Genomic DNA, 16,888 nt, shown 5'->3' on the forward strand with positions numbered 1-16,888 from the left:
GTCGGTAAGTGACCCGTCCGCGAGCCTACACCCACACTTACCGACCGTTAAGTAAGATTCGGCCGTGGCCAGACAGTCCGACACCAGACAGCGGATCCTGCAGACCGCGCGCGAACTGTTCGCCACCAAGGGCGTGCAGCAGACCAGCCTGCAGGAGATCGCCGACCGCCTCGGCATCACCAAACCCGCGCTCTACTACCACTTCTCCTCACGCGAGGAGCTGATCCGCAGCATCGTGACCCCGCTGCTCGACGACGGCGAGGAGTTCCTCACGCGCATGGAGCAACGCGGCGACGTGCCACCCCGCGAGCTCGTCGAGGGCTTCTTCGACTTCCACCACCGCCACCGCGCCGACGTCCTGCTGCTGCTCACCGAGATGACCACCCTCGCCGAGCTCGGCCTGATCGACACCGTGCTGGCCTGGCGGGCCCGGCTCACCCGGATGATGTTCGGACCGGAGCCCACGCTGGAACAGGAGACCCGCGCGGTGCTGGCGTTCGGCGGCACGCAGGACTGCACCATGCAGTTCCCCGACGCGCCGTTCGACGAACTGAAGGCGGCGACTGTGAAAGCCGCGTGCGCCGCGCTGGGAATCAGCTGACCGAACGCGCCCACATGCCGACTTAGGATCAGCGTCGACGAGGTGAGAACCCGGTCTCGAAACCGGTCTCACCGGCCGTGGACGCGAGGTAGGGTCCGGGCACCGAATTCACGCGGGGAGAGAAATGCGCGCCGTCGAGATCAGACCCGGGGTCCGGATCCGCTGGGTCGAAGTACCGGGCGCCACGCCCGCTCGCGTCTACCTGCACGGCCTCGGCGCGTCATCGGCGCCCTACTACGCCGAAGCCGTCGCGCACCCGCTGCTCGCCGGCCGCCGCAGCCTGATGATGGACATGCTCGGCTTCGGCATCAGCGACCGCCCCACCGGCTTCGCCTACTCCCTGGAGGGCCACGCCGACGCGCTCGCGGTGGCACTGGCCAAGATCGGGCTGCGCCGCAGCGAGATCATCGGCCACAGCATGGGCGGCGCCGTCGCCATCGTGCTCGCCGCCCGCCACCCCGAGATGGTGCGCTCGCTCGTCCTCGTCGACCCCCACGTCGACCCCGCCACACCCGCGCTCGGCGCCCCCGGCAGCCGCGGCATCGCCGCCTACGGCGAGGCCGACTTCCTCTCGCACGGCTTCGACCGCGTCCTGCGCGACGTCGGCCCGCACTGGGCGGCCACCATGCGCATGGCCGGCCGCGAAGCCCTCTACCGCAGCGCCGTCGACCTCGTCCGCGGCACCTCGCCGACCATGCGCAAGCTGTTGCTGGAACTGGAGATCCCGCGCGTCTTCCTGCACCCCGAGGACGCCCCGCCCTCCGGTGCCCGCGAGCTGACCGCGGCCGGTGTCCAGGTCATCTCCGTGCCGAACACCGGCCACAACATCATGATCGACAACGTCGAGGGCTTCGCCCGCGCGGTCGCCCAGCAACGCCTGTCGGTCTAGAACCTCAGCAGCGGCGGCCGGTGTAGGCGCTCCAGCCGTCCTCGCCGAGCGCGACCAGGCCCATGGCCCGCGTGCACCGGTTGACGGTGTTCGTGGGCTTGGACCACACCTCGCGCTGGTTGAGCCGTCCGGTGACCTTGCCGTGGTCGACGTTGTCGTCGGTCGTCACCGCGGTGACGACGTGGAAGTCGTCGTGCCGCGAGGCCCAGTCCGCCCACACGAACACGTAGCTCCAGTTCGTGCCGCAGCCGGCGAACTGCTTGACCGACGCGGCGGTCGTGCCGTCGGCGAACTTCACGTACGCGGTCGAGCCGATCTGCTGGGCCGACGAGCAGCCCGGCGGCGTCTCCGCCTGCGCCACACCGGGCACGAGCAGCGTCGACACCGCGGCGGCGGTGATCAGTAGTGCCTTCTTCATGATCGGCACTCTCGCACCGGCCACTGACATCGCGCTGACACCTCACCCGGAATCGGTGTAACGGCCCACGATTCACGGCGACTTCCGCATTGACCGACTACGCGAAAGCAGGTGGGCAATGCCCTCGACGCACACGAGCGCCGAAAACTGGCCGAAACTCCGGCACACCCTCAAGAACAAGCTGAACACCATCTCGTTCGACGAGAAGAAGGTCGCCGTCAACTACAGCGGCAACGGAGCGTGGGTGTATCTCGAAGGCATGCTCGTGACACTCGGCAAGGAGGTGTTCGAGGCGCACATCACCATCACCAAATCACCGGTCTCGAACACCAAGGTCGACAGCGACCCCTGGGAGTTATGCCACCTCACGCTGACTCGCGCCCACAACAACCACGTGTTCTACAAATGGGACGAGAACGCCGCTACGTTCACGCAGACCACCGAAGTCATCGACCCCGAAGGCAAACACCGCGCCGCCAAGGACCACTTCCGGATCGCCGACTCCCAGATCAACGACCCCGCCCTCGCCAACGCCGTCAAAGCTGACATGCGGCTGATTCTCGACGATCTCGTCTGAGACCGGCCCGCTGTTTCAGCGCCTTTTCCCGGCACCTGCCTGACTCCAGTGCGCCGGACGGGTCAACGAATTCGGCAGTTTCGTCCTCGCGTCTCCGCGCGCGGCGTTGACCTGCGGCTGCGTCAGGAACAGGCAGGTGCTCAGATCCGCCCCCGACAGGTCGGCACCCCGCAGATCGGCACCGATCATGTCCGCCCGCGACAGGTCGGCGTTGGCGAGGTCCGCGCCGATCAGGTAGGCGCCGCGGAAGTCGGCGTTGCTCAGGTTCCTGTTCCGCAGCCGCGCGCCGATCAGGTCCGCGCCCCGGTACGACTTCGCGCTCGCCCGCAGCCGCTCACTCGTGCGCAGCAGCAACACGTTCACCTTGGCGCGGATCTCCGCGACGTCGAGCCGCAGGATCTCGTCCGGGTCCGCGACCGTGTGCCGTTCCACCTCCGCGTAGGCCTCACCGAGATCGTCGTGCGGATCGAGGCGCCGCGCCTCCGCGAGGTACCAGAGCAGTTCGTGCAGCTGCCGCACGACCGGGAACACCGCGAACATCTTCTGCCGCTCGCCGGTGCGCCAGTCGTCGCCCCCGAACACCACCTGTGACACCCGCTGGCCCGCGCCGAAGCAGTCGTAGACCGTGCAGCCGGGATATCCCTTCTGCCGCAACGAGTCGTGGATGCCACAGCGGTGATCGGCCAGCAGGTTGCGGCACGGCGTCCCGGCGTCCTTGGTGGCCGCGAAGTCCGCCGACTTCGCGAACGGCAGCGCCACACAGCACAGCCCGAAGCAGTTGGCGCAGTCGCCCTTCAGCTCATCCATCGGTGATCAGCCTACGCACCTTCACTCCCGCCGCCCTGCCTGGCGCAACGCCCGCAGCTCGGCGGCCGTCTCGTCGAGCTGACGCTCCGCCCGTTCCGCACGGGCCAGCGTCTGCGCCCGCGCGTCCTCCACCGCGGCCAGCGCCTGCCGCACCGCCGCCACCTGGTCCGCACCTTCCTGCCTGACCTGCGCCAGCCGAGCGTCGAGCTCGCCGCGTGACCGCTCCAGCTCCGCCCGGACGTCCGCGGCGGCCTGCTCGGCCCGTTCCGCGCGCACCACCGCCTGGTCACGAGCCTTGGCCGCCCGGCTGACGGTCTCGGCCGCCTCCTGCCGAGCCAGCTCCGCCTGCGCGACGGCCTCGGCACGAGCCTGGTCGGCGGCCGCGGCATCCGCCCGAGCACGCTCGACCTGCACCTCGGCATCGGCTTCGGCCGCCTCACGCGCCCGGTCAGCCTCCGCCTTGGCCTCGGCACGGGCGTGCTCGATCTCCTTCGCGGCCTGCCTGCGCGCCTGCTCGGCGTGCTTCACCGCATCGGCCCGCGCCTGCTCCGCCGCCTCCAGCGCCTCCCGCACCTTCGCGTCCGCCTCGGCCCGGATCTCCTCGATCACAGCCGCCGCCTGCACCCGCACCTCGGCGATCGCCGCCTCGGCCTGCTCACCGGCGACCCGCGCCGCCTCCTGGGCCTCATCCCGCTCGGTCAACGCCCTGTCCGCGGCCTCGTCGGCTTCCTCCGCCGCCCGCACCGCCTGCTCGGTCATCTCCTCAGCGGCCTTGCGGGCCTGCTCCGCCTCGTGCCGGCGACGTTCGGCGGCCGCCAGCTCGGACTGCGCCTCGGCGACCCGTCGCGCGGCCTCGGCCTCCGCCGCCTGGACCATGCTCTCCGCGACGCTCGGATCCGCCATCGCGTTCAGCTCACCCACGGCCCGCCCGAGCGTCTGCGTCATCTGCTCGGACAGCACCCGGAAGCGGTCGAGGAGCTCTTCGGCCCTGATCTTGGCGGTACCGGAGACCCTCGGGAGATTCGTCACGGTGACGACCTCCAGGTTTTGCTCGGGCTCCGCGGCCAGCCGCTGCCGCTCCCGCCACGCCCGCCAGCGCGTGTGCTCGGGCAGGTCGCAGTACTCCGACGGCCTGCCGGGCCCGCCACCTCGGAAAACGGGGCGCTCACAGCCGGGGAAGTTGCAGCTCGTCTCCACCGCAATAGCGTAGCAGAGTTACGTGTGCAGTTACGTTATTCAACGCAACGCTACCCAATTGAGCACGAAAAGTCTGACCGCCGATAAGTGAACATTATCGGCGGTCAGGACTCTGGATGTGATCCGGCAGCGTGGTTGGTCTACGACGTCGGCTGGGAACATGAAGAGGCTTTCCGCCTCAGCCGTCCGAGCCGGCCCGGACCACCGCCAACCCTCCGAGCCGGACCGTGATGCCCGCCGGCCCGCGCCGGGCCGAAGCGAGCACGCTGGACGGCCGACCGAGGCTGTCGCCCTGCTCCACCTCGATCGAGACCGTCTGCGCCCCTGCCGTGTCGAGCAGGTGGGCGGCCAGACAGCCGGTGCTGTTGGCGTTGGCGACGTCCTCGTCGACACCGATCGCCGGCGCGAACATCCGCGCCGCGGCCGGTCGGTCATCCACCGGCGGTACGTACACGAAACAGCCGAGAAGCCCGTACCGCCGGCACGCCGCTGCCAGCCGGCCGAGATGTGGGCGGACTCGAAGCAGCGCCGACCGGTCGTGGACCGGTACCAGCACGCGTGGTGCGCCGGGCGCGGCGATCCGCGGCACGTCGGCCGGATGCGGATCGTCCGCGGTGAGCCCGAGCGCGGCGACGATCTCAGCGCGCTCGTCCGGTTCCGGGTGACGCAGTGCGACGAGGCCCTGGTCGAACCACACCTCGATACCGGCGGGGCGGCGGATCGCGACGGTGTCGAACGTGCGCCCGCCGGTGTGCTGGCGGTCGTTCAGCTCGTCCAGCGCGGTGCGGGTCAACCGCACGGCCTGCGCGGCGACCGTGCCGTGGCCGCAGCCGGACAGTTCGGCGGTGGCGGTGAAGAACCGGACCGGCCGGCCACCGTCCCGCGTCCGCCCAAGGCCGAGGAACGCCGCGTGCGAGGTGCCGGCCGCGGCGGCGACCGCACGCCGGTCCGCGTCCGTCGCCGCCGGGTCGTCGTCGGTGACGGCTGTGGGGCTACCGCCGCTGCCGTCGCGCCGCACGCACGCGTCGACCACCGTGACGTTCGGCCAGGACATCGGTCAGGCGATGCCTTCGACGATGCGGAAGTCGCGCTCGAAGCCGTCGGGAAGTTCGGCCAGCGCCTCCTGGTAGGCCGCGCTCGCGCGTGCGGCGACCGCCTGTTCGAAGCTCTCGAACTCGATCAGGACGACGCGCTCGGCGATTCCGGCTTCGTGCGGGTCGACCCGGCTGCCGCCGCGGGCGAGGACCCGCCCGCCTGCGGCCTGGACGGCCAGACGTGCCAGTCCGTTGTAGGCGTCAAGCCTCTCGGGGTCCTCGATGGTGGGGTAGACGCTGACCCAGTAGCCCTTGGGCATGGAACCTCTCCGGTGTTGGGACGAGTGCTTCCCCGTCGAGTCGTTTCGAAATCAGAAACGCCGACTGGATGCTAGTGTTTCGAATAACGAAACGCAAGGAGGGTCCATGGCGACACCGCGTCCAGGAACACCGGTTCGCGGATCGACCACCGGCCATCCCCTCATGGCCGCGATGGACCTGTTCGGCCGTCGGTGGGCGCTGCGAATTCTGTGGGAACTGCGCGCGGGTCCGCTCGGCGCCCGCGCGCTGCTGGCACGGTGCGAAGGGCTGTCGTCCAGCGTCCTCTACCAGCGGCTCCGCGAACTCACCTCGAGCGGGATCATCGCTGCCTCGGCCGATGGCTACGAGCTGACCCGGCTGGGGACAGCGCTCCGAGATGCCCTCCGTCCGCTCGACGAATGGGCGATCACCTGGGCGCGGGAGCAAGGGCGCGACGACCAGGAGCCGGCGGAGACGTGAAGATCACGCCCCGGTGAGCACCTGAGTCCCTATGACGGAGAGCAGGGCGAGGCGTTCTGCGTCCTCGGTGTCGGGTTTGGCGGTGTAGACCATGATGCGCAGGTCGTTGCCGGCGACGTGGAGGACGTCGCAGTCCAGGGTGAGCGCGCCGACGGCGGGGTGGTCGATGGTCTTGCGGCTCGCTTCGTGCTCGGCGGCGCTGCCGGTGTCCCAGAGTTCGCTGAAGCGGGTGCTGCGCCGCCGCAGCTGGGCGATGAGGTCGTTCAGGGCCTGGTCGTTCGGGTAGAGGGCGCTGGTTCGGCGGAGGTCTGCCGCGACGAGCTGCTGGAGAGCGCCGTTGGATTCAGGGGTGTGGCGCACGCGGGTGGTGGAGGTGACGAAGGCACGCCAGGCCGCGTTGCGGTCGGGACCGGTCCACTCCCCCATGAGGGCGGTGTGGAGCGGGTTGGCTAGAAGCAGTGTCCAGGTGGCGTCGTAGACGGCGACCGGAGTGGTGGCCAAGCGGTCGAGGACGCGGTGAACGCCGGGGGTGATGTGGCGGGGGATCATGCCGGGACCGGGCACGGCGAGACCCGCGAGGCGGAAGAGGTGTTCGCGTTCACCGGAGTCCAGGCGCAGCGCGCGGGCGAGGGCTTCGACGACGGTGGGTGAGGGGTTGTGGGCCCGGCCCTGTTCCAGGCGAATGAGGTAGTCCGCGGAGATCCCGGCGAGCTGCGAGAGTTCCTCACGCCGCAGCCCTGGGGCGCGTCTGCGGCCACCTCCGGGCAGGCCGGCTTGCTCGGGCGTGACGCGGTCCCGCCAGGTGTGCAGGGCTTCGCCGAGTTCGCTGGAGGCCATGGCGTCATTGTGACAAAAGGGCATTATTTCTTTCCTGGTACTGATGGTCCCAGGAAAGAGCGTCTACTGGCTATTGGCGCGAATGGTGCGGACGCTGCGTTCGTGAACGGAACACCAGCATCGAAGAACGCTCCCGGGGACACCCCCCTCACGCGCAAGCTCGCTCTCGTCACCGGCGCGACCTCCGGCATCGGCGAGGCCTTCGCCGAACGCTTCGCCGCCGGCGGCTACGACCTGATCATCGCCGGCCGCCGCCGGGAACGCCTCGCACAGTTCGCCGCCGCCCACCCCGACGTCACCGTCCGCGCCGTCACCGCCGACCTCTCCACCGAGGAGGGCATCGACACCCTCGCGGCGATCTGCGCCACCGAACCGCTGGACGTGCTCGTCAACAACGCCGGCGTCTCCCACTACATGCCGCTGGCCGACCTGCCCGCCGGCAAGGCCCGCGAACTCGTCAACGTCAAGGTTCTCGCGCCCACCCAGCTCATGCGCGCCGCGGTCGGCCCCATGCAGCAGCGCGGCACTGGCACCATCCTGAACGTGGCGGGCATGATCGCCTTCTCCGGACCCGCGGACAAGAGCGTCCTGCCCCGCCGCGCCGTGTACGCGGGTACCTTGGCGTACCTGGTCGCGATGACCCAGACCCTGGCCGCCGAGGTCGAGGACTCCGGCGTCACCGTCGCGGTGGTCTGCCCCGGCGTGGTGGCCACCGAGTTCCACTCCTCGCAGGGGCTGGACCTCAGCGCCGTTCCCCGCATGAGCGCGGACGACGTCGTCTCCGGTGCCCTGCGCGGCCTGGAACTCGGCGAACGGGTCATCGCCCCCGGCGTCGAGGACGACCAGCTCCTGCAGGACGTCTTCACCGCCGACCTGAAAGCCTTCGGCGGCCAGTCGCCGGCGCTCGCCACGCGCTACGTCACGTAGCCACATCAGACGGCATGATCTTGCACGGGGACACCGACCGGCGTGGGGGACACATGGGCATCGACTTCGACTACGAGTTCCACGTGCACCGGCGGGATTCCGGCCGCTTCCTGGCGGCGGTCGCGGAGCTCTGCGACCCGCAAGGGACACGATGGACCAACGTGCTTCTCCCCGACGGCGGATCGGTGCGGTTGCCAGGCACTCATGGGTTCGTGAGCGGCAAAACGGTCGCCATCACCGACGGTGCGAGGGAGAGCTTCGACCTGTCCCTCTGCTTCCCGGTGGACGAGCCGTTGCGGGCTTACCAGGACGAGATGGATCTGGATCGCGGCGGCCGGGTCGTGGTGGGCTACATCTACCTCACCATCAGCGACACCCACGCCCTGCTGCCGGACCACCTGAGGTTCGGGTTGATGCCCGCGACCAACTCGCAGAGCCGGCTGTTCCTGATCTCGTCGTCCGTCCGGGAGACCTTCGCGACGCTGGCGCTGTCGACCGGCGCGTCGCTGTGCCTGCTCGACAGCGAACTGGGCGGTCCGCAGATCATCGTGACGGCGCTGGGGCAGCGCGTCTCCACCCGAGTGCCCGGACCGTGCCTGCTGTGGAACGCCCGCGGGCACACCGAGGAGGCGTTCGAGGAGCTGTCGTCCCTGCTGGCCGGACAGCCTCTGGACCAGGCGAAACGGATCATCGGACCGCAGCACCCGCAGTTCCCGGCGATCGTCGAAAGCATCACCGAGTACGCACGGGTGCCGCAGCACGTCTGGATCGGCCCGTGAACCGCGCCTACCTGGTACCGACCGCGCGCAGCGTCGCGAGCACCAGAGCCTGAGTGACCGTGACGATCTCACTCACGCGGACCTGCTCGTGCGGGCTGTGCGCCAGGCGGACGTCACCGGGCCCGTACTGCAACGTTGGGACGCCCGCCCCCGCGTACAGCCGGAGATCACTGCCGTAGGGAGCACCGCGCTCAGCAGGCCGCGCCCCGGTGACCTCCGCGTGCGCGGCGCCGACCAGGTCCGCGAGCGGATGCCCGGCAGCGAGGCGGCCGCTCGCGAACTGACCACCGGGCCACGTCACGGTGGCGGGGTGCGCGCGCAGCCACGGATCCGCCGCGCAGGCTTCGGCCACGCACTGCTCCAGGTCCGCACGGGCACCGGCGGGGTCCTCCCCCAGCCGCACGCCCAGTCGTCCCTCGGCCACCAGCAGGTCGGGCACGGTGCTGGCCCAGTCGCCGGCCCGCACGGTGCCGACGGACAGCGGGTACGGGACGGGGTAGTCGGCCATGAGTGGGTCGCGGTCGACGTTGCGGCGGGTTTCCAGCCGGGCGAGCGCCTGGTGGATCGGCAGGTAGGCGTCGATCGCGCTGACGCCCACGTACCGGGTGCTGCCGTGGGTGGCGCGGCCCGGGACCTCGATGCGGAACGTGAGCGCGCCGGCGTTCGCGGTCATGAGGGCACCGCTGGTCGGTTCGGTGATGATGCAGGCGTCGCCGGTGTGGCCGCGCTGGAGAGTGCCGAACGCGCCGAGGCCGCCGTCCTCCTCGCTGACGACGAAGTGCGCCGACACCTGCCCCCGCAGCCTCACCTGCGCCGCGCGGATCGCCGCCAGTGCGGCCAGGATCGCCACGACACCGGCTTTCATGTCGCACGCGCCGCGGCCGTGCACCACGTCTCCGGCGACGCGCGGGCGGAACGGGTCGCCCGCCCACTGCGCCGGGTCGCCGGGAGGAACGACGTCGACGTGCCCCTGCAGGATCAGCGTCGGTCCGTCGCCCTGGCTGCTGCCCACCAGGCCCCAGGCCTCGGTGCGCGGGGCCTCGCCGCCGGGAAAGTCGGGGTGCGCCCGCAGTTCGGGCAGGTTCATCGACCACAGGTCGACGTCGAGATCGGCCCGCTCCAGGTGCCCGGCCAGCACGTGTTGCAGCTCGGACTCCGCCGCACTGCCGGTCACGCTCGGCACCTCCAGCAGCTCCAGCAGGAGCCGGCCGATCGCCGCCTCGTCGACCGCGGCCAGGGCGGCCGCCTCCACCTCGCTCGTCGTCATGAGCCGTGAGACTAGGTTCGCGTGAACGATGCAAACAATTGCCATTTCCGGCGCATCATGCCGGATTCTTTGCAAAAATTGCCGTGTTGTGGCAAATCTTTGCGGCATGCCGCATCCTCGGCGACGTGGACACCATCGACGAAGCGGTCATCCAGTGCGTGCTGCACAACGCCCGCGCCACGTACGCCGAGATCGGCAAGGCGGCCGGGCTGTCGCCGTCCGCCGCCAAGAGGCGCCTGGATCGCCTGGTGGCGAGCGGTGCGATCCGAGGGTTCACCGCCGTGGTCGATCCGCAGGCGCTGGCGTGGCACACCGAGGCGTTCGTGGAGGTCTACTGCGCCGGCAACCCCACTCCCGCCGACCTGCGCCGCGCGCTGGAGGACATCCCCGAGGTCGTCGAGGCGTGCACCGTCTCCGGTGCCGCCGACGCGATGCTCTACCTGCTGGCCCGCGACATCCCGCACCTCGAACACGCCATCCAGCGCGTCCGCGCCACCGCCCCGATCCAGCGGACCGAGAGCGCGATCGTGCTCTCCCGGTTGCTGAGCCGGCCGCGCCTGTGATCTCGGGGCGCCGCGATGGTCAGCCGAGACGGCGGGACACCGGGAAGTCGAAGTAGGTGTCCGGGTAGGGCTCGCCGTTGAGGGTGAAGTGCCACCACTCCTCGGGCAGGTTGCGGAACCCGGCCCGCGCCATCGCCGACTTGAGCAGCTGCCGGTGCTCCCGGGCCTGCCCGGTGACGCGCGGGTCGTCGGTGTGCGCCAACGTGTCGAAGCAGTCGTACCCGGTGCCCATGTCGACGGTGTTGTCGGGGAACCGGTTGGGCGCGTAGCAGTTCACCAGCGGCTCCGCCGGCACGTACGGGCGTTGGGGGCGCGGCGGCAGCTGCACGATCGTCAGGTCCAGCGTCGACCCGCGGCTGTGCCCGGACTTCTCCGCGATGTAGCTGTCCTCGAACAGCCGCGTCTTGTCGACCCTCGGGTAGAACTCGGCCTTCATCCGCTGGTCGGCGAGATCGCGGGCCCACCGCACGAAGTGGTCGACGGCGCGTTGCGGCCGGTAGCAGTCGTAGACCTTGAGCGTGTACCCCTGCTTGAGCATCTCCCGCTGGACCGACCGCAGTGCGAGCGCCGCGGGCCTGGTCAGGATGCACAGCGGTTGCCGGTAGCCGTCGATGCGGGTGCCGACGAAGTTGTGGGCGGTGAAGTAGCGGATGTCGTGCATGATCGTCGGGTCGACGTCGCGCAGCACGACGAACCCGCCGGCGGCCTGGGCCGGCATCGCGAACGACACGGTCAGCAGCACGGAGAGCAGCAGGGCGCGCATGGCGTTCATCCAAGCAGCGCGCGCGTCACCGGCGCAGTCCCGAGACCGCTGAGCGGAACCGGAAGGAACCATGGAACCCACCCCGATCCACGTCCCCGACGCCGTCCTCGACGACCTGCGCACCCGCCTCGCGCTGACCCGTGCGCCGCTGGACGAGGGCAACGAGGACTGGTCCTACGGCGTCCCCGCCGCCTACCTCGGTGAGCTGGTCGCCTACTGGCGGGACGGGTACGACTGGCGCAGGGCCGAGGCCGCCATCAACGCCCACGACCACCACCAGGTGACCGTCGCCGGTGTCCCGGTGCACTTCCTGCGCAAGCCCGGCCGCGGCCCGAACCCCGTCCCGTTGATCCTCACGCACGGCTGGCCGTGGACGTTCTGGCACTGGTCGAAGGTGATCGGCCCGCTCGCCGACCCCGCCGCGTTCGGCGGCGACCCGGCGGACGCGTTCGACGTCATCGTGCCGTCGCTGCCCGGTTTCGGGTTTCCCGGTCCGCTCACCGGTTTCCCGGACGTCAACTTCTGGAAGGTCGCCGATCTCTGGCACACGCTGATGACCGAGACGCTGGGCTACCCGAAGTACGCGGCCGGGGGTTGCGACATCGGCGGCATCGTCTCCAGCCAGCTCGGTCACAAGTACGCCGACGCGCTGTACGGCATCCACATCGGCTCCGGGCTGCCGCTCGACTTCTTCACCGGCGACCGCGCCTGGGACTTCGCCCGCAACCGGCCTCTCACCGACGACCAGCCCGCCGAGATCCGCGCCCGCGTCATCGAGCAGGACCACCGCTGGGCAACGCACCTCGCCGTGCACGTGCTCGACGGCGCCACGCTCGCGCACGGGCTGAGCGACTCACCCGCGGGACTGCTCGCGTGGCTGCTCAAGCGGTGGCACGACTGGAGCGACAACGGCGGCGACATCGAGTCGGTGTTCACCAAGGACGACCTGCTCACGCACGCCACGATCTACTGGGCGAACAACTCCATCGCCACGTCGATGCGCTACTACGCCAACGCCAACCGCTACCCGTGGACGCCGTCCCACGACCGCACCCCGGTCGTGCAGGCGCCGGTCGGCATCACCTTCGTCACCTACGAGAACCCGCCGGGCGTCCACACCGCCGACGAGCGCGTGCGGGCGTTCAAGTCGGGTCCGCCGGCCGGCTGGTTCAACCACGTCAACGTCAACGCCCATGATCGCGGCGGCCACTTCATCCCGTGGGAGAACCCCGACGCGTGGGTGAGCGACCTGCGCCGCACGTTCCGCGGCCGCAGGAGCTAGGCGGTCGGCCAGGCCCGCAGCAGGGAGTCGAGCGCGTCCAGGGCACGTGTCCACGACGCCTCGACCCCGCGCGGGTGGCTGTGGAACGCCCCGGCGCGCTCCAGCGAGACGTATCCGTGGAACGTGCTGTGCAGCAGCCGCACGGCGTCGGTCTGGTCGGGTTCCCACAGGTCGTAGCCGCGCAGGATCGCGCGGGTCATCTCGGCGTGCCGACCGGCCGCGCTGGTCGCCGCGGTGTCCGGGTCGAGCGCCATCTGCGTCGCCGCGTACCGGCCGGGGTGTTCGTGGGCGTATCGGCGGTAGGCGTGGGCGAACGCCACCAGCGCGTCCTTGCCCGAACGGCCGGCCAGCGCGTCCGCGACCCGGTCCGCCAGCTCGGCGAGTGACCGCACCGCGAGGCGAACGCGCAGGTCGTGGGCGTTGCGGATGTGCGAGTAGAGCGACGCGTCCTTCACGCCGAAGTGCCGGGCGAGCGCGGACACCGTCACGTTCTCGAAGCCGACCTCGTCCGCCAGCTCCGCGGCCGCCTGCGTGAGGCGGTCGGCGGTGAGCCCCGCGCGTGCCATGCGCCACCCTTCCTAGGGTCCTTAATAATTTGCCTAGGACCTCTAGGTAAGCCTAGCGTCCCTGGTCGTGAAGCCGTTGACCGAACCCGACATCCGCGCGTCCTTCGTCAATTCCACCAAGGGCGAGGCGAAGCGCATGCACGTGCCCAGGGATCTCGCCGAACGACCGTGGGACGACCTGGACTTCCTCGGCTGGCGCGACCCGGCCGCACCCGACCGCGCGTACCTGGTGATCGAGCTCGAAGGCCGCGCCGTCGGCATCGCGCTGCGCAGGGCGGCGCAGACCGGGCACGCGCGCAAGACGATGTGCGCGTGGTGCCTGACCACGCATTCAGGGGACGGCGTGTCGCTGATGACCGCGCGCAAGGCCGGGAAGTCCGGGCAACTGGGCAACTCGGTCGGTGCCTACGTGTGCGCCGACCTGCAGTGCTCGCTGTACCTGCGCGGGAAGAAGAGCGCGGGACCCGGCTCGCGGTTCCGCGAGTCGATCACGCAGGAGGAGCAGGCCGCGAGGATCGTCACCGGGGTGGCGGCGTTCCTCGCGCGGGTGGAGTCCTGATCAGAGTTCGAGCACCAGCTCGGCTGTGCAGGCGCGGGCGCAGGGCCACGGGTCACCGCACTCGGTGCACCCGGTCGTCGCGGGCAGGTGAGTGTCGAGCACCTGGACCGCTCTGGTCCGGTAGCGCTCCAGGTCGGACTCCCAGTTGTGGCGGGAGGACGCGGTCGCACTCGTCATGGTCATCAGTCCTCGGGTTGAGCTGTCGGAGACCAGGATGCACCCGAGACGCACGAATTGGGCGGCAATTACGCCAAACGAAAGGTTTCGGCGGGTCGTCCTTCACGAGCGGCCGATCGGGGTTCCTGATGACCCCTGCTCAGGGTTCGTCAGGAACCGAACAACCATCGGGTGCAAATAGCGAATCACGGCCCGATCGCGGGGCATCATGTTCACATGGACATACCGGCGCTGGTGGCGGCGGCCGCGCGTGGTGACCAGAGCGCGTGGGACGCCCTGGTCAGACAGTTCACCGGGCTGCTGTGGTCGATCGCCCGCGCCTACCGCCTCAACGACGCCGACGCGGCCGACGTCGTGCAGTGCACGTGGATCAAGCTGGTCGAACACCTCGACCGCATCACCGAGCCGGAACGCCTCGCGGGCTGGCTGTCCACGACGGCGCGGCACGAGTGCCTGCAGCTGCTGCGCCGCAACGGCCGCCTGCCGGAACCGGCGGAGGAGATCGCCGACTCCCCCGACCCCGCCCCGGCCGTCGACCACGAGCTGCTGGTCCGCGAACGCAACGCCGCGCTCTGGCGCGTCTTCGAGGAGCTGCCCGACCGCTGCCGGAGCCTGCTGCGCGTGCTGATGGCCTCGCCGCCACCGGCCTACGCCGAGGTCGCGCTCGCCCTCGACATGCCGGTCGGCAGCATCGGACCCATCCGGCAGCGCTGCCTCGGCAGGCTGAAAGCGCTGGTCGCGGGCGTCGAAGTGCTGGAGGAGCGCTCATGAACGACGACGACTTCCTCGACGTCCTGCGTGCCGCCGCCGACGAGTTCGACCCGGTGCCGGCCGGTGTGCTGCGCGACGCGAGCGCGGCCCTGGCGTTGCGGACCCTGGACGCCGAACTGGCCGAGCTCGTCGAGTCCGAGGCCCTGGTGCGCGGCGACGGCCCGGCGACGCTCGCCTTCGAGTCGGAGCGGGTCGCGGTCAGCCTGGAGATCAGCGACACCACGGTGCGCGGGTTCGTCACGGGTGCCGAGGGGGAGGCGGTGGTGGAGACGCCGCGGTCACGCCGTGCGGTGCCCATCGACGACGGCTGGTTCACGGCGACGGAGGTGCCACCGGGGCTGGTGCGCGTCCGGGTGACGGCCGAGGACGGCACTCCCGTCGTCACTCAATGGGCTCGGCGATAAGACCTGAATTGAGCAATTCACGGCCGATATGACGACGCCGAACCGCGGACCGTCACGTATTTGCGGGCGATGCGGCGACTCCTCCTCTGGTACAAGGGGAGCCAGAAGGGGGAACCATGGTCTGCTTCATCCTGCCCGCGCACCTGGTCATCGAGCTCGCGGAAGCCGGCAACATCGAGCTGCGCGACGCCATTCCGACGCTGCTCGCCTCGGCCGCCCTGCGCGCCCAGCGCGCCACGCTCACCGAGGCGATCCAGTTCCTCGGCCTCGACGCCGGGCAGCTGCCCACGCCCGCCGCCGAGTTCAAGGCCGTGTACGACGTCCAGGGCGGCGACGAGCGCAACCTGCCCGGCGTGATGCGCCGCAAGGAGGGCGACGGCGTCGTCGGCGATCCGGCCGTCAACGACGCGTTCGACAACGCCGACCGGACCTACGACTTCTACCGCGACGTGTACGGCCGCCACAGCGTCGACGGCAACGGCCTCAAGCTCGTCTCGTCGGTGCACTTCGGCCGCGGCTTCGACAACGCCTTCTGGGACGGCACGCAGATGGTCTACGGCGACGGCAGCGGCAAGATCTTCCAGCCCGGCGCCCTCGCCCGCGACACCTCCGTCGTCGGCCACGAGATCACCCACGGCGTCGTCCAGTACACCGCGGGTCTGCGCTACCACAAGCAGTCCGGCGCGCTGAACGAGTCGATGGCCGACGTCTTCGGCTCACTGGTCAAGCAGCACGCGCTCGGCCAGTCCGCCGACCAGGCCGACTGGCTCATCGGCGCCGGCATCCTCGGCACGCAGCTGCAGGGCGTCGCGCTGCGGTCGATGAAGGACCCCGGCACCGCGCACCAGCTCGACCGCCAGCCCGCCCACATGCGCGCGTACGCCGACCTGCCCGACGACGGCAACCCGCGCAACGACAACGGCGGCGTGCACATCAACTCCGGCATCCCCAACAAGGCCTTCTACCTGACCGCGACCCGGCTGGGCGGCAACGCGTGGGAGCGGGCGGGCAGGCTCTGGTTCGACGCGCTCACCACGAAGCTGCGGGTGAACTCCGACTTCGCCGAGGCCGCTGCCGCGACGGTGGCGTCCGCCCAGTCGCTGTTCGGCGCGGAGGTCGCCGGCGTCGTGCGCGCCTCGTGGAACGACGTCGGCGTCAGCTAGCGAGCTCGGTGTGGATCGTGTCGCGGGTGACCGGATCGCCGCAGTGGTGGCAGACCAGGTCGACCTGGACCAGCTCGCCGCACGAGTGCCTGCGCAGCACGGCGGGACTGTCCACCGCCCACCTGTCGCCCCACTGCACCAGCGCCAGCATGACGGGGAACAGCTCCCGGCCGGCCTCGGTGAGGTGGTACTCGTGGCGCGGCGGGTGCTCGCTGTAGAGCCGTCGCTCGATCACCCCGGCGGCCTCCAGCTTGCGCAGCCGTTCGGCGAGGATGTCGCGCGACGCGCCCGTGTAGCCGGCGATGCGGGCGAAGCGGTGCACGCCGTAGCCGATCTCCCGCAGCGCCAGCAGCGACCAGCGCTCGCCGAGGATCTCCAGCGCGGCCGCGAGTGAGCACGGGCGGACCCCCACGGGCAGGTCCGCCATGCGGATTCCGGGCTGCGGTTCGGTCATCGTCTCAGCTTAACCGTGGTGTGTTGTGTTTTCCAACTTACTGGCCTACCGTCACGGCAGGTCGGTAGGAAAA

General features: G+C 70.4%; 23 protein-coding genes. 12 read left to right on the forward strand and 11 right to left on the reverse strand.

The features are described 5' to 3' along the window. Positions 1-64: 64 nt before the first annotated feature. Together ACWEIJ_RS23985 and ACWEIJ_RS23990 are read left to right on the forward strand one after the other, a co-directional pair. Complete coding sequence (locus ACWEIJ_RS23985) at positions 65-601, forward strand: TetR/AcrR family transcriptional regulator (protein WP_449839442.1); 537 nt, start codon at positions 65-67, stop codon at positions 599-601. A 124-nt stretch (positions 602-725) separates the two neighbouring features. Continuing rightward, positions 726-1,490: an alpha/beta fold hydrolase gene (locus ACWEIJ_RS23990; RefSeq protein ID WP_355438514.1), complete on the forward strand. Its 765-nt coding sequence runs from the start codon at positions 726-728 to the stop codon at positions 1,488-1,490. 4 nt (positions 1,491-1,494) lie between these two features. On the opposite strand, the gene ACWEIJ_RS23995 is transcribed toward ACWEIJ_RS23990, so the two are convergent. Next, the gene (locus tag ACWEIJ_RS23995; protein WP_449839443.1) at positions 1,495-1,908 is read right to left on the reverse strand and encodes a hypothetical protein; all 414 of its coding nucleotides are present in this window, start codon (positions 1,906-1,908) and stop codon (positions 1,495-1,497) included. A 118-nt stretch (positions 1,909-2,026) separates the two neighbouring features. Here ACWEIJ_RS23995 and ACWEIJ_RS24000 point away from each other — a divergent pair, with 118 nt between their 5' ends. Next, positions 2,027-2,485 (forward strand): hypothetical protein, encoded by a 459-nt coding sequence (locus ACWEIJ_RS24000; RefSeq protein ID WP_449839444.1) that lies wholly within the window; start codon positions 2,027-2,029, stop codon positions 2,483-2,485. Between the two features lie 15 nt (positions 2,486-2,500). Here the strand turns inward: ACWEIJ_RS24000 and ACWEIJ_RS24005 are convergent, their stop codons facing one another. From ACWEIJ_RS24005 to ACWEIJ_RS24020, 4 genes are all read right to left on the reverse strand, one after another. Then, positions 2,501-3,292, reverse strand: a complete 792-nt coding sequence (locus ACWEIJ_RS24005; RefSeq protein WP_449839445.1) for a pentapeptide repeat-containing protein — start codon at positions 3,290-3,292, stop codon at positions 2,501-2,503. Positions 3,293-3,313: 21 nt separating this feature from the next. Beyond that, positions 3,314-4,489 carry a hypothetical protein gene (locus ACWEIJ_RS24010; RefSeq protein WP_449839446.1) on the reverse strand — a complete coding sequence of 392 codons (1,176 nt, stop codon included), beginning with the start codon at positions 4,487-4,489 and terminating at the stop codon, positions 3,314-3,316. A 178-nt stretch (positions 4,490-4,667) separates the two neighbouring features. Then, complete coding sequence (locus ACWEIJ_RS24015) at positions 4,668-5,543, reverse strand: PhzF family phenazine biosynthesis protein (protein ID WP_449839447.1); 876 nt, start codon at positions 5,541-5,543, stop codon at positions 4,668-4,670. Positions 5,544-5,546: 3 nt separating this feature from the next. Beyond that, positions 5,547-5,843 (reverse strand): DUF1330 domain-containing protein, encoded by a 297-nt coding sequence (locus ACWEIJ_RS24020; protein ID WP_449839448.1) that lies wholly within the window; start codon positions 5,841-5,843, stop codon positions 5,547-5,549. A 106-nt stretch (positions 5,844-5,949) separates the two neighbouring features. Here ACWEIJ_RS24020 and ACWEIJ_RS24025 point away from each other — a divergent pair, with 106 nt between their 5' ends. After that, a complete protein-coding gene (locus tag ACWEIJ_RS24025; protein ID WP_449839449.1) occupies positions 5,950-6,303 on the forward strand; it encodes a winged helix-turn-helix transcriptional regulator in 354 nt (117 codons plus the stop codon). A 3-nt stretch (positions 6,304-6,306) separates the two neighbouring features. Here the strand turns inward: ACWEIJ_RS24025 and ACWEIJ_RS24030 are convergent, their stop codons facing one another. Further along, positions 6,307-7,140: a helix-turn-helix transcriptional regulator gene (locus tag ACWEIJ_RS24030; protein ID WP_449839450.1), complete on the reverse strand. Its 834-nt coding sequence runs from the start codon at positions 7,138-7,140 to the stop codon at positions 6,307-6,309. A gap of 102 nt (positions 7,141-7,242) precedes the next feature. On the opposite strand from ACWEIJ_RS24030, the gene ACWEIJ_RS24035 reads away from it, so the two are divergent. Then, positions 7,243-8,067 carry an SDR family NAD(P)-dependent oxidoreductase gene (locus tag ACWEIJ_RS24035; protein WP_449839451.1) on the forward strand — a complete coding sequence of 275 codons (825 nt, stop codon included), beginning with the start codon at positions 7,243-7,245 and terminating at the stop codon, positions 8,065-8,067. 14 nt (positions 8,068-8,081) lie between these two features. Continuing rightward, positions 8,082-8,846: a hypothetical protein gene (locus tag ACWEIJ_RS24040; RefSeq protein ID WP_449839452.1), complete on the forward strand. Its 765-nt coding sequence runs from the start codon at positions 8,082-8,084 to the stop codon at positions 8,844-8,846. Between the two features lie 7 nt (positions 8,847-8,853). On the opposite strand, the gene ACWEIJ_RS24045 is transcribed toward ACWEIJ_RS24040, so the two are convergent. Further along, positions 8,854-10,113 carry an ArgE/DapE family deacylase gene (locus ACWEIJ_RS24045; protein WP_449839453.1) on the reverse strand — a complete coding sequence of 420 codons (1,260 nt, stop codon included), beginning with the start codon at positions 10,111-10,113 and terminating at the stop codon, positions 8,854-8,856. A gap of 125 nt (positions 10,114-10,238) precedes the next feature. Here ACWEIJ_RS24045 and ACWEIJ_RS24050 point away from each other — a divergent pair, with 125 nt between their 5' ends. Next, a complete protein-coding gene (locus ACWEIJ_RS24050; protein WP_449839454.1) occupies positions 10,239-10,676 on the forward strand; it encodes an Lrp/AsnC family transcriptional regulator in 438 nt (145 codons plus the stop codon). Between the two features lie 19 nt (positions 10,677-10,695). Here the strand turns inward: ACWEIJ_RS24050 and ACWEIJ_RS24055 are convergent, their stop codons facing one another. Continuing rightward, positions 10,696-11,439: a M15 family metallopeptidase gene (locus tag ACWEIJ_RS24055; protein WP_449839455.1), complete on the reverse strand. Its 744-nt coding sequence runs from the start codon at positions 11,437-11,439 to the stop codon at positions 10,696-10,698. A gap of 70 nt (positions 11,440-11,509) precedes the next feature. On the opposite strand from ACWEIJ_RS24055, the gene ACWEIJ_RS24060 reads away from it, so the two are divergent. Then, positions 11,510-12,721: an epoxide hydrolase family protein gene (locus ACWEIJ_RS24060; RefSeq protein ID WP_449839456.1), complete on the forward strand. Its 1,212-nt coding sequence runs from the start codon at positions 11,510-11,512 to the stop codon at positions 12,719-12,721. On the opposite strand, the gene ACWEIJ_RS24065 is transcribed toward ACWEIJ_RS24060, so the two are convergent. Then, on the reverse strand, positions 12,718-13,287 hold the full coding sequence (locus ACWEIJ_RS24065) for a TetR/AcrR family transcriptional regulator (protein ID WP_449839457.1): 570 nt from the start codon (positions 13,285-13,287) through the stop codon (positions 12,718-12,720). The genes ACWEIJ_RS24060 and ACWEIJ_RS24065 overlap by 4 nt on opposite strands. 67 nt (positions 13,288-13,354) lie before the next feature. Here ACWEIJ_RS24065 and ACWEIJ_RS24070 point away from each other — a divergent pair, with 67 nt between their 5' ends. Next, positions 13,355-13,846, forward strand: a complete 492-nt coding sequence (locus ACWEIJ_RS24070; protein ID WP_449839458.1) for an FBP domain-containing protein — start codon at positions 13,355-13,357, stop codon at positions 13,844-13,846. Here ACWEIJ_RS24070 and ACWEIJ_RS24075 read toward each other — a convergent pair whose 3' ends face one another. Next, on the reverse strand, positions 13,847-14,023 hold the full coding sequence (locus tag ACWEIJ_RS24075) for a hypothetical protein (RefSeq protein ID WP_156093641.1): 177 nt from the start codon (positions 14,021-14,023) through the stop codon (positions 13,847-13,849). Between the two features lie 216 nt (positions 14,024-14,239). On the opposite strand from ACWEIJ_RS24075, the gene ACWEIJ_RS24080 reads away from it, so the two are divergent. The 3 genes from ACWEIJ_RS24080 (at position 14,240) to ACWEIJ_RS24090 (ending at position 16,361) form a co-directional block, all read left to right on the forward strand. Beyond that, a complete protein-coding gene (locus ACWEIJ_RS24080) occupies positions 14,240-14,794 on the forward strand; it encodes an RNA polymerase sigma factor (RefSeq protein WP_449839459.1) in 555 nt (184 codons plus the stop codon). Next, complete coding sequence (locus ACWEIJ_RS24085) at positions 14,791-15,198, forward strand: hypothetical protein (RefSeq protein WP_449839460.1); 408 nt, start codon at positions 14,791-14,793, stop codon at positions 15,196-15,198. The genes ACWEIJ_RS24080 and ACWEIJ_RS24085 overlap by 4 nt, the downstream gene beginning before the upstream one ends. A gap of 116 nt (positions 15,199-15,314) precedes the next feature. Further along, on the forward strand, positions 15,315-16,361 hold the full coding sequence (locus ACWEIJ_RS24090) for a M4 family metallopeptidase (protein ID WP_449839461.1): 1,047 nt from the start codon (positions 15,315-15,317) through the stop codon (positions 16,359-16,361). On the opposite strand, the gene ACWEIJ_RS24095 is transcribed toward ACWEIJ_RS24090, so the two are convergent. Next, complete coding sequence (locus ACWEIJ_RS24095) at positions 16,354-16,815, reverse strand: winged helix-turn-helix transcriptional regulator (RefSeq protein WP_449839462.1); 462 nt, start codon at positions 16,813-16,815, stop codon at positions 16,354-16,356. The two genes, ACWEIJ_RS24090 and ACWEIJ_RS24095, sit on opposite strands and share 8 nt — an antisense overlap. Positions 16,816-16,888: the final 73 nt, after the last annotated feature.

It is taken from the genome of Lentzea sp. NPDC004789, assembly GCF_053601075.1.

Coding starts and splice junctions, on each gene's coding strand:
- ACWEIJ_RS23990 (WP_355438514.1), top strand. CDS start 726: ATGCGCGCCGTCGAGATCAGACCCGGGGTCCGGATCCGCTGGGTCGAA.
- ACWEIJ_RS23995 (WP_449839443.1), bottom strand. CDS start 1,908: ATGAAGAAGGCACTACTGATCACCGCCGCCGCGGTGTCGACGCTGCTC.
- ACWEIJ_RS24000 (WP_449839444.1), top strand. CDS start 2,027: ATGCCCTCGACGCACACGAGCGCCGAAAACTGGCCGAAACTCCGGCAC.
- ACWEIJ_RS24005 (WP_449839445.1), bottom strand. CDS start 3,292: ATGGATGAGCTGAAGGGCGACTGCGCCAACTGCTTCGGGCTGTGCTGT.
- ACWEIJ_RS24015 (WP_449839447.1), bottom strand. CDS start 5,543: ATGTCCTGGCCGAACGTCACGGTGGTCGACGCGTGCGTGCGGCGCGAC.
- ACWEIJ_RS24020 (WP_449839448.1), bottom strand. CDS start 5,843: ATGCCCAAGGGCTACTGGGTCAGCGTCTACCCCACCATCGAGGACCCC.
- ACWEIJ_RS24025 (WP_449839449.1), top strand. CDS start 5,950: ATGGCGACACCGCGTCCAGGAACACCGGTTCGCGGATCGACCACCGGC.
- ACWEIJ_RS24030 (WP_449839450.1), bottom strand. CDS start 7,140: ATGGCCTCCAGCGAACTCGGCGAAGCCCTGCACACCTGGCGGGACCGC.
- ACWEIJ_RS24040 (WP_449839452.1), top strand. CDS start 8,082: ATGATCTTGCACGGGGACACCGACCGGCGTGGGGGACACATGGGCATC.
- ACWEIJ_RS24045 (WP_449839453.1), bottom strand. CDS start 10,113: ATGACGACGAGCGAGGTGGAGGCGGCCGCCCTGGCCGCGGTCGACGAG.
- ACWEIJ_RS24055 (WP_449839455.1), bottom strand. CDS start 11,439: ATGCGCGCCCTGCTGCTCTCCGTGCTGCTGACCGTGTCGTTCGCGATG.
- ACWEIJ_RS24060 (WP_449839456.1), top strand. CDS start 11,510: ATGGAACCCACCCCGATCCACGTCCCCGACGCCGTCCTCGACGACCTG.
- ACWEIJ_RS24065 (WP_449839457.1), bottom strand. CDS start 13,287: ATGGCACGCGCGGGGCTCACCGCCGACCGCCTCACGCAGGCGGCCGCG.
- ACWEIJ_RS24075 (WP_156093641.1), bottom strand. CDS start 14,023: ATGACGAGTGCGACCGCGTCCTCCCGCCACAACTGGGAGTCCGACCTG.
- ACWEIJ_RS24080 (WP_449839459.1), top strand. CDS start 14,240: ATGGACATACCGGCGCTGGTGGCGGCGGCCGCGCGTGGTGACCAGAGC.
- ACWEIJ_RS24085 (WP_449839460.1), top strand. CDS start 14,791: ATGAACGACGACGACTTCCTCGACGTCCTGCGTGCCGCCGCCGACGAG.
- ACWEIJ_RS24090 (WP_449839461.1), top strand. CDS start 15,315: ATGGTCTGCTTCATCCTGCCCGCGCACCTGGTCATCGAGCTCGCGGAA.
- ACWEIJ_RS24095 (WP_449839462.1), bottom strand. CDS start 16,815: ATGACCGAACCGCAGCCCGGAATCCGCATGGCGGACCTGCCCGTGGGG.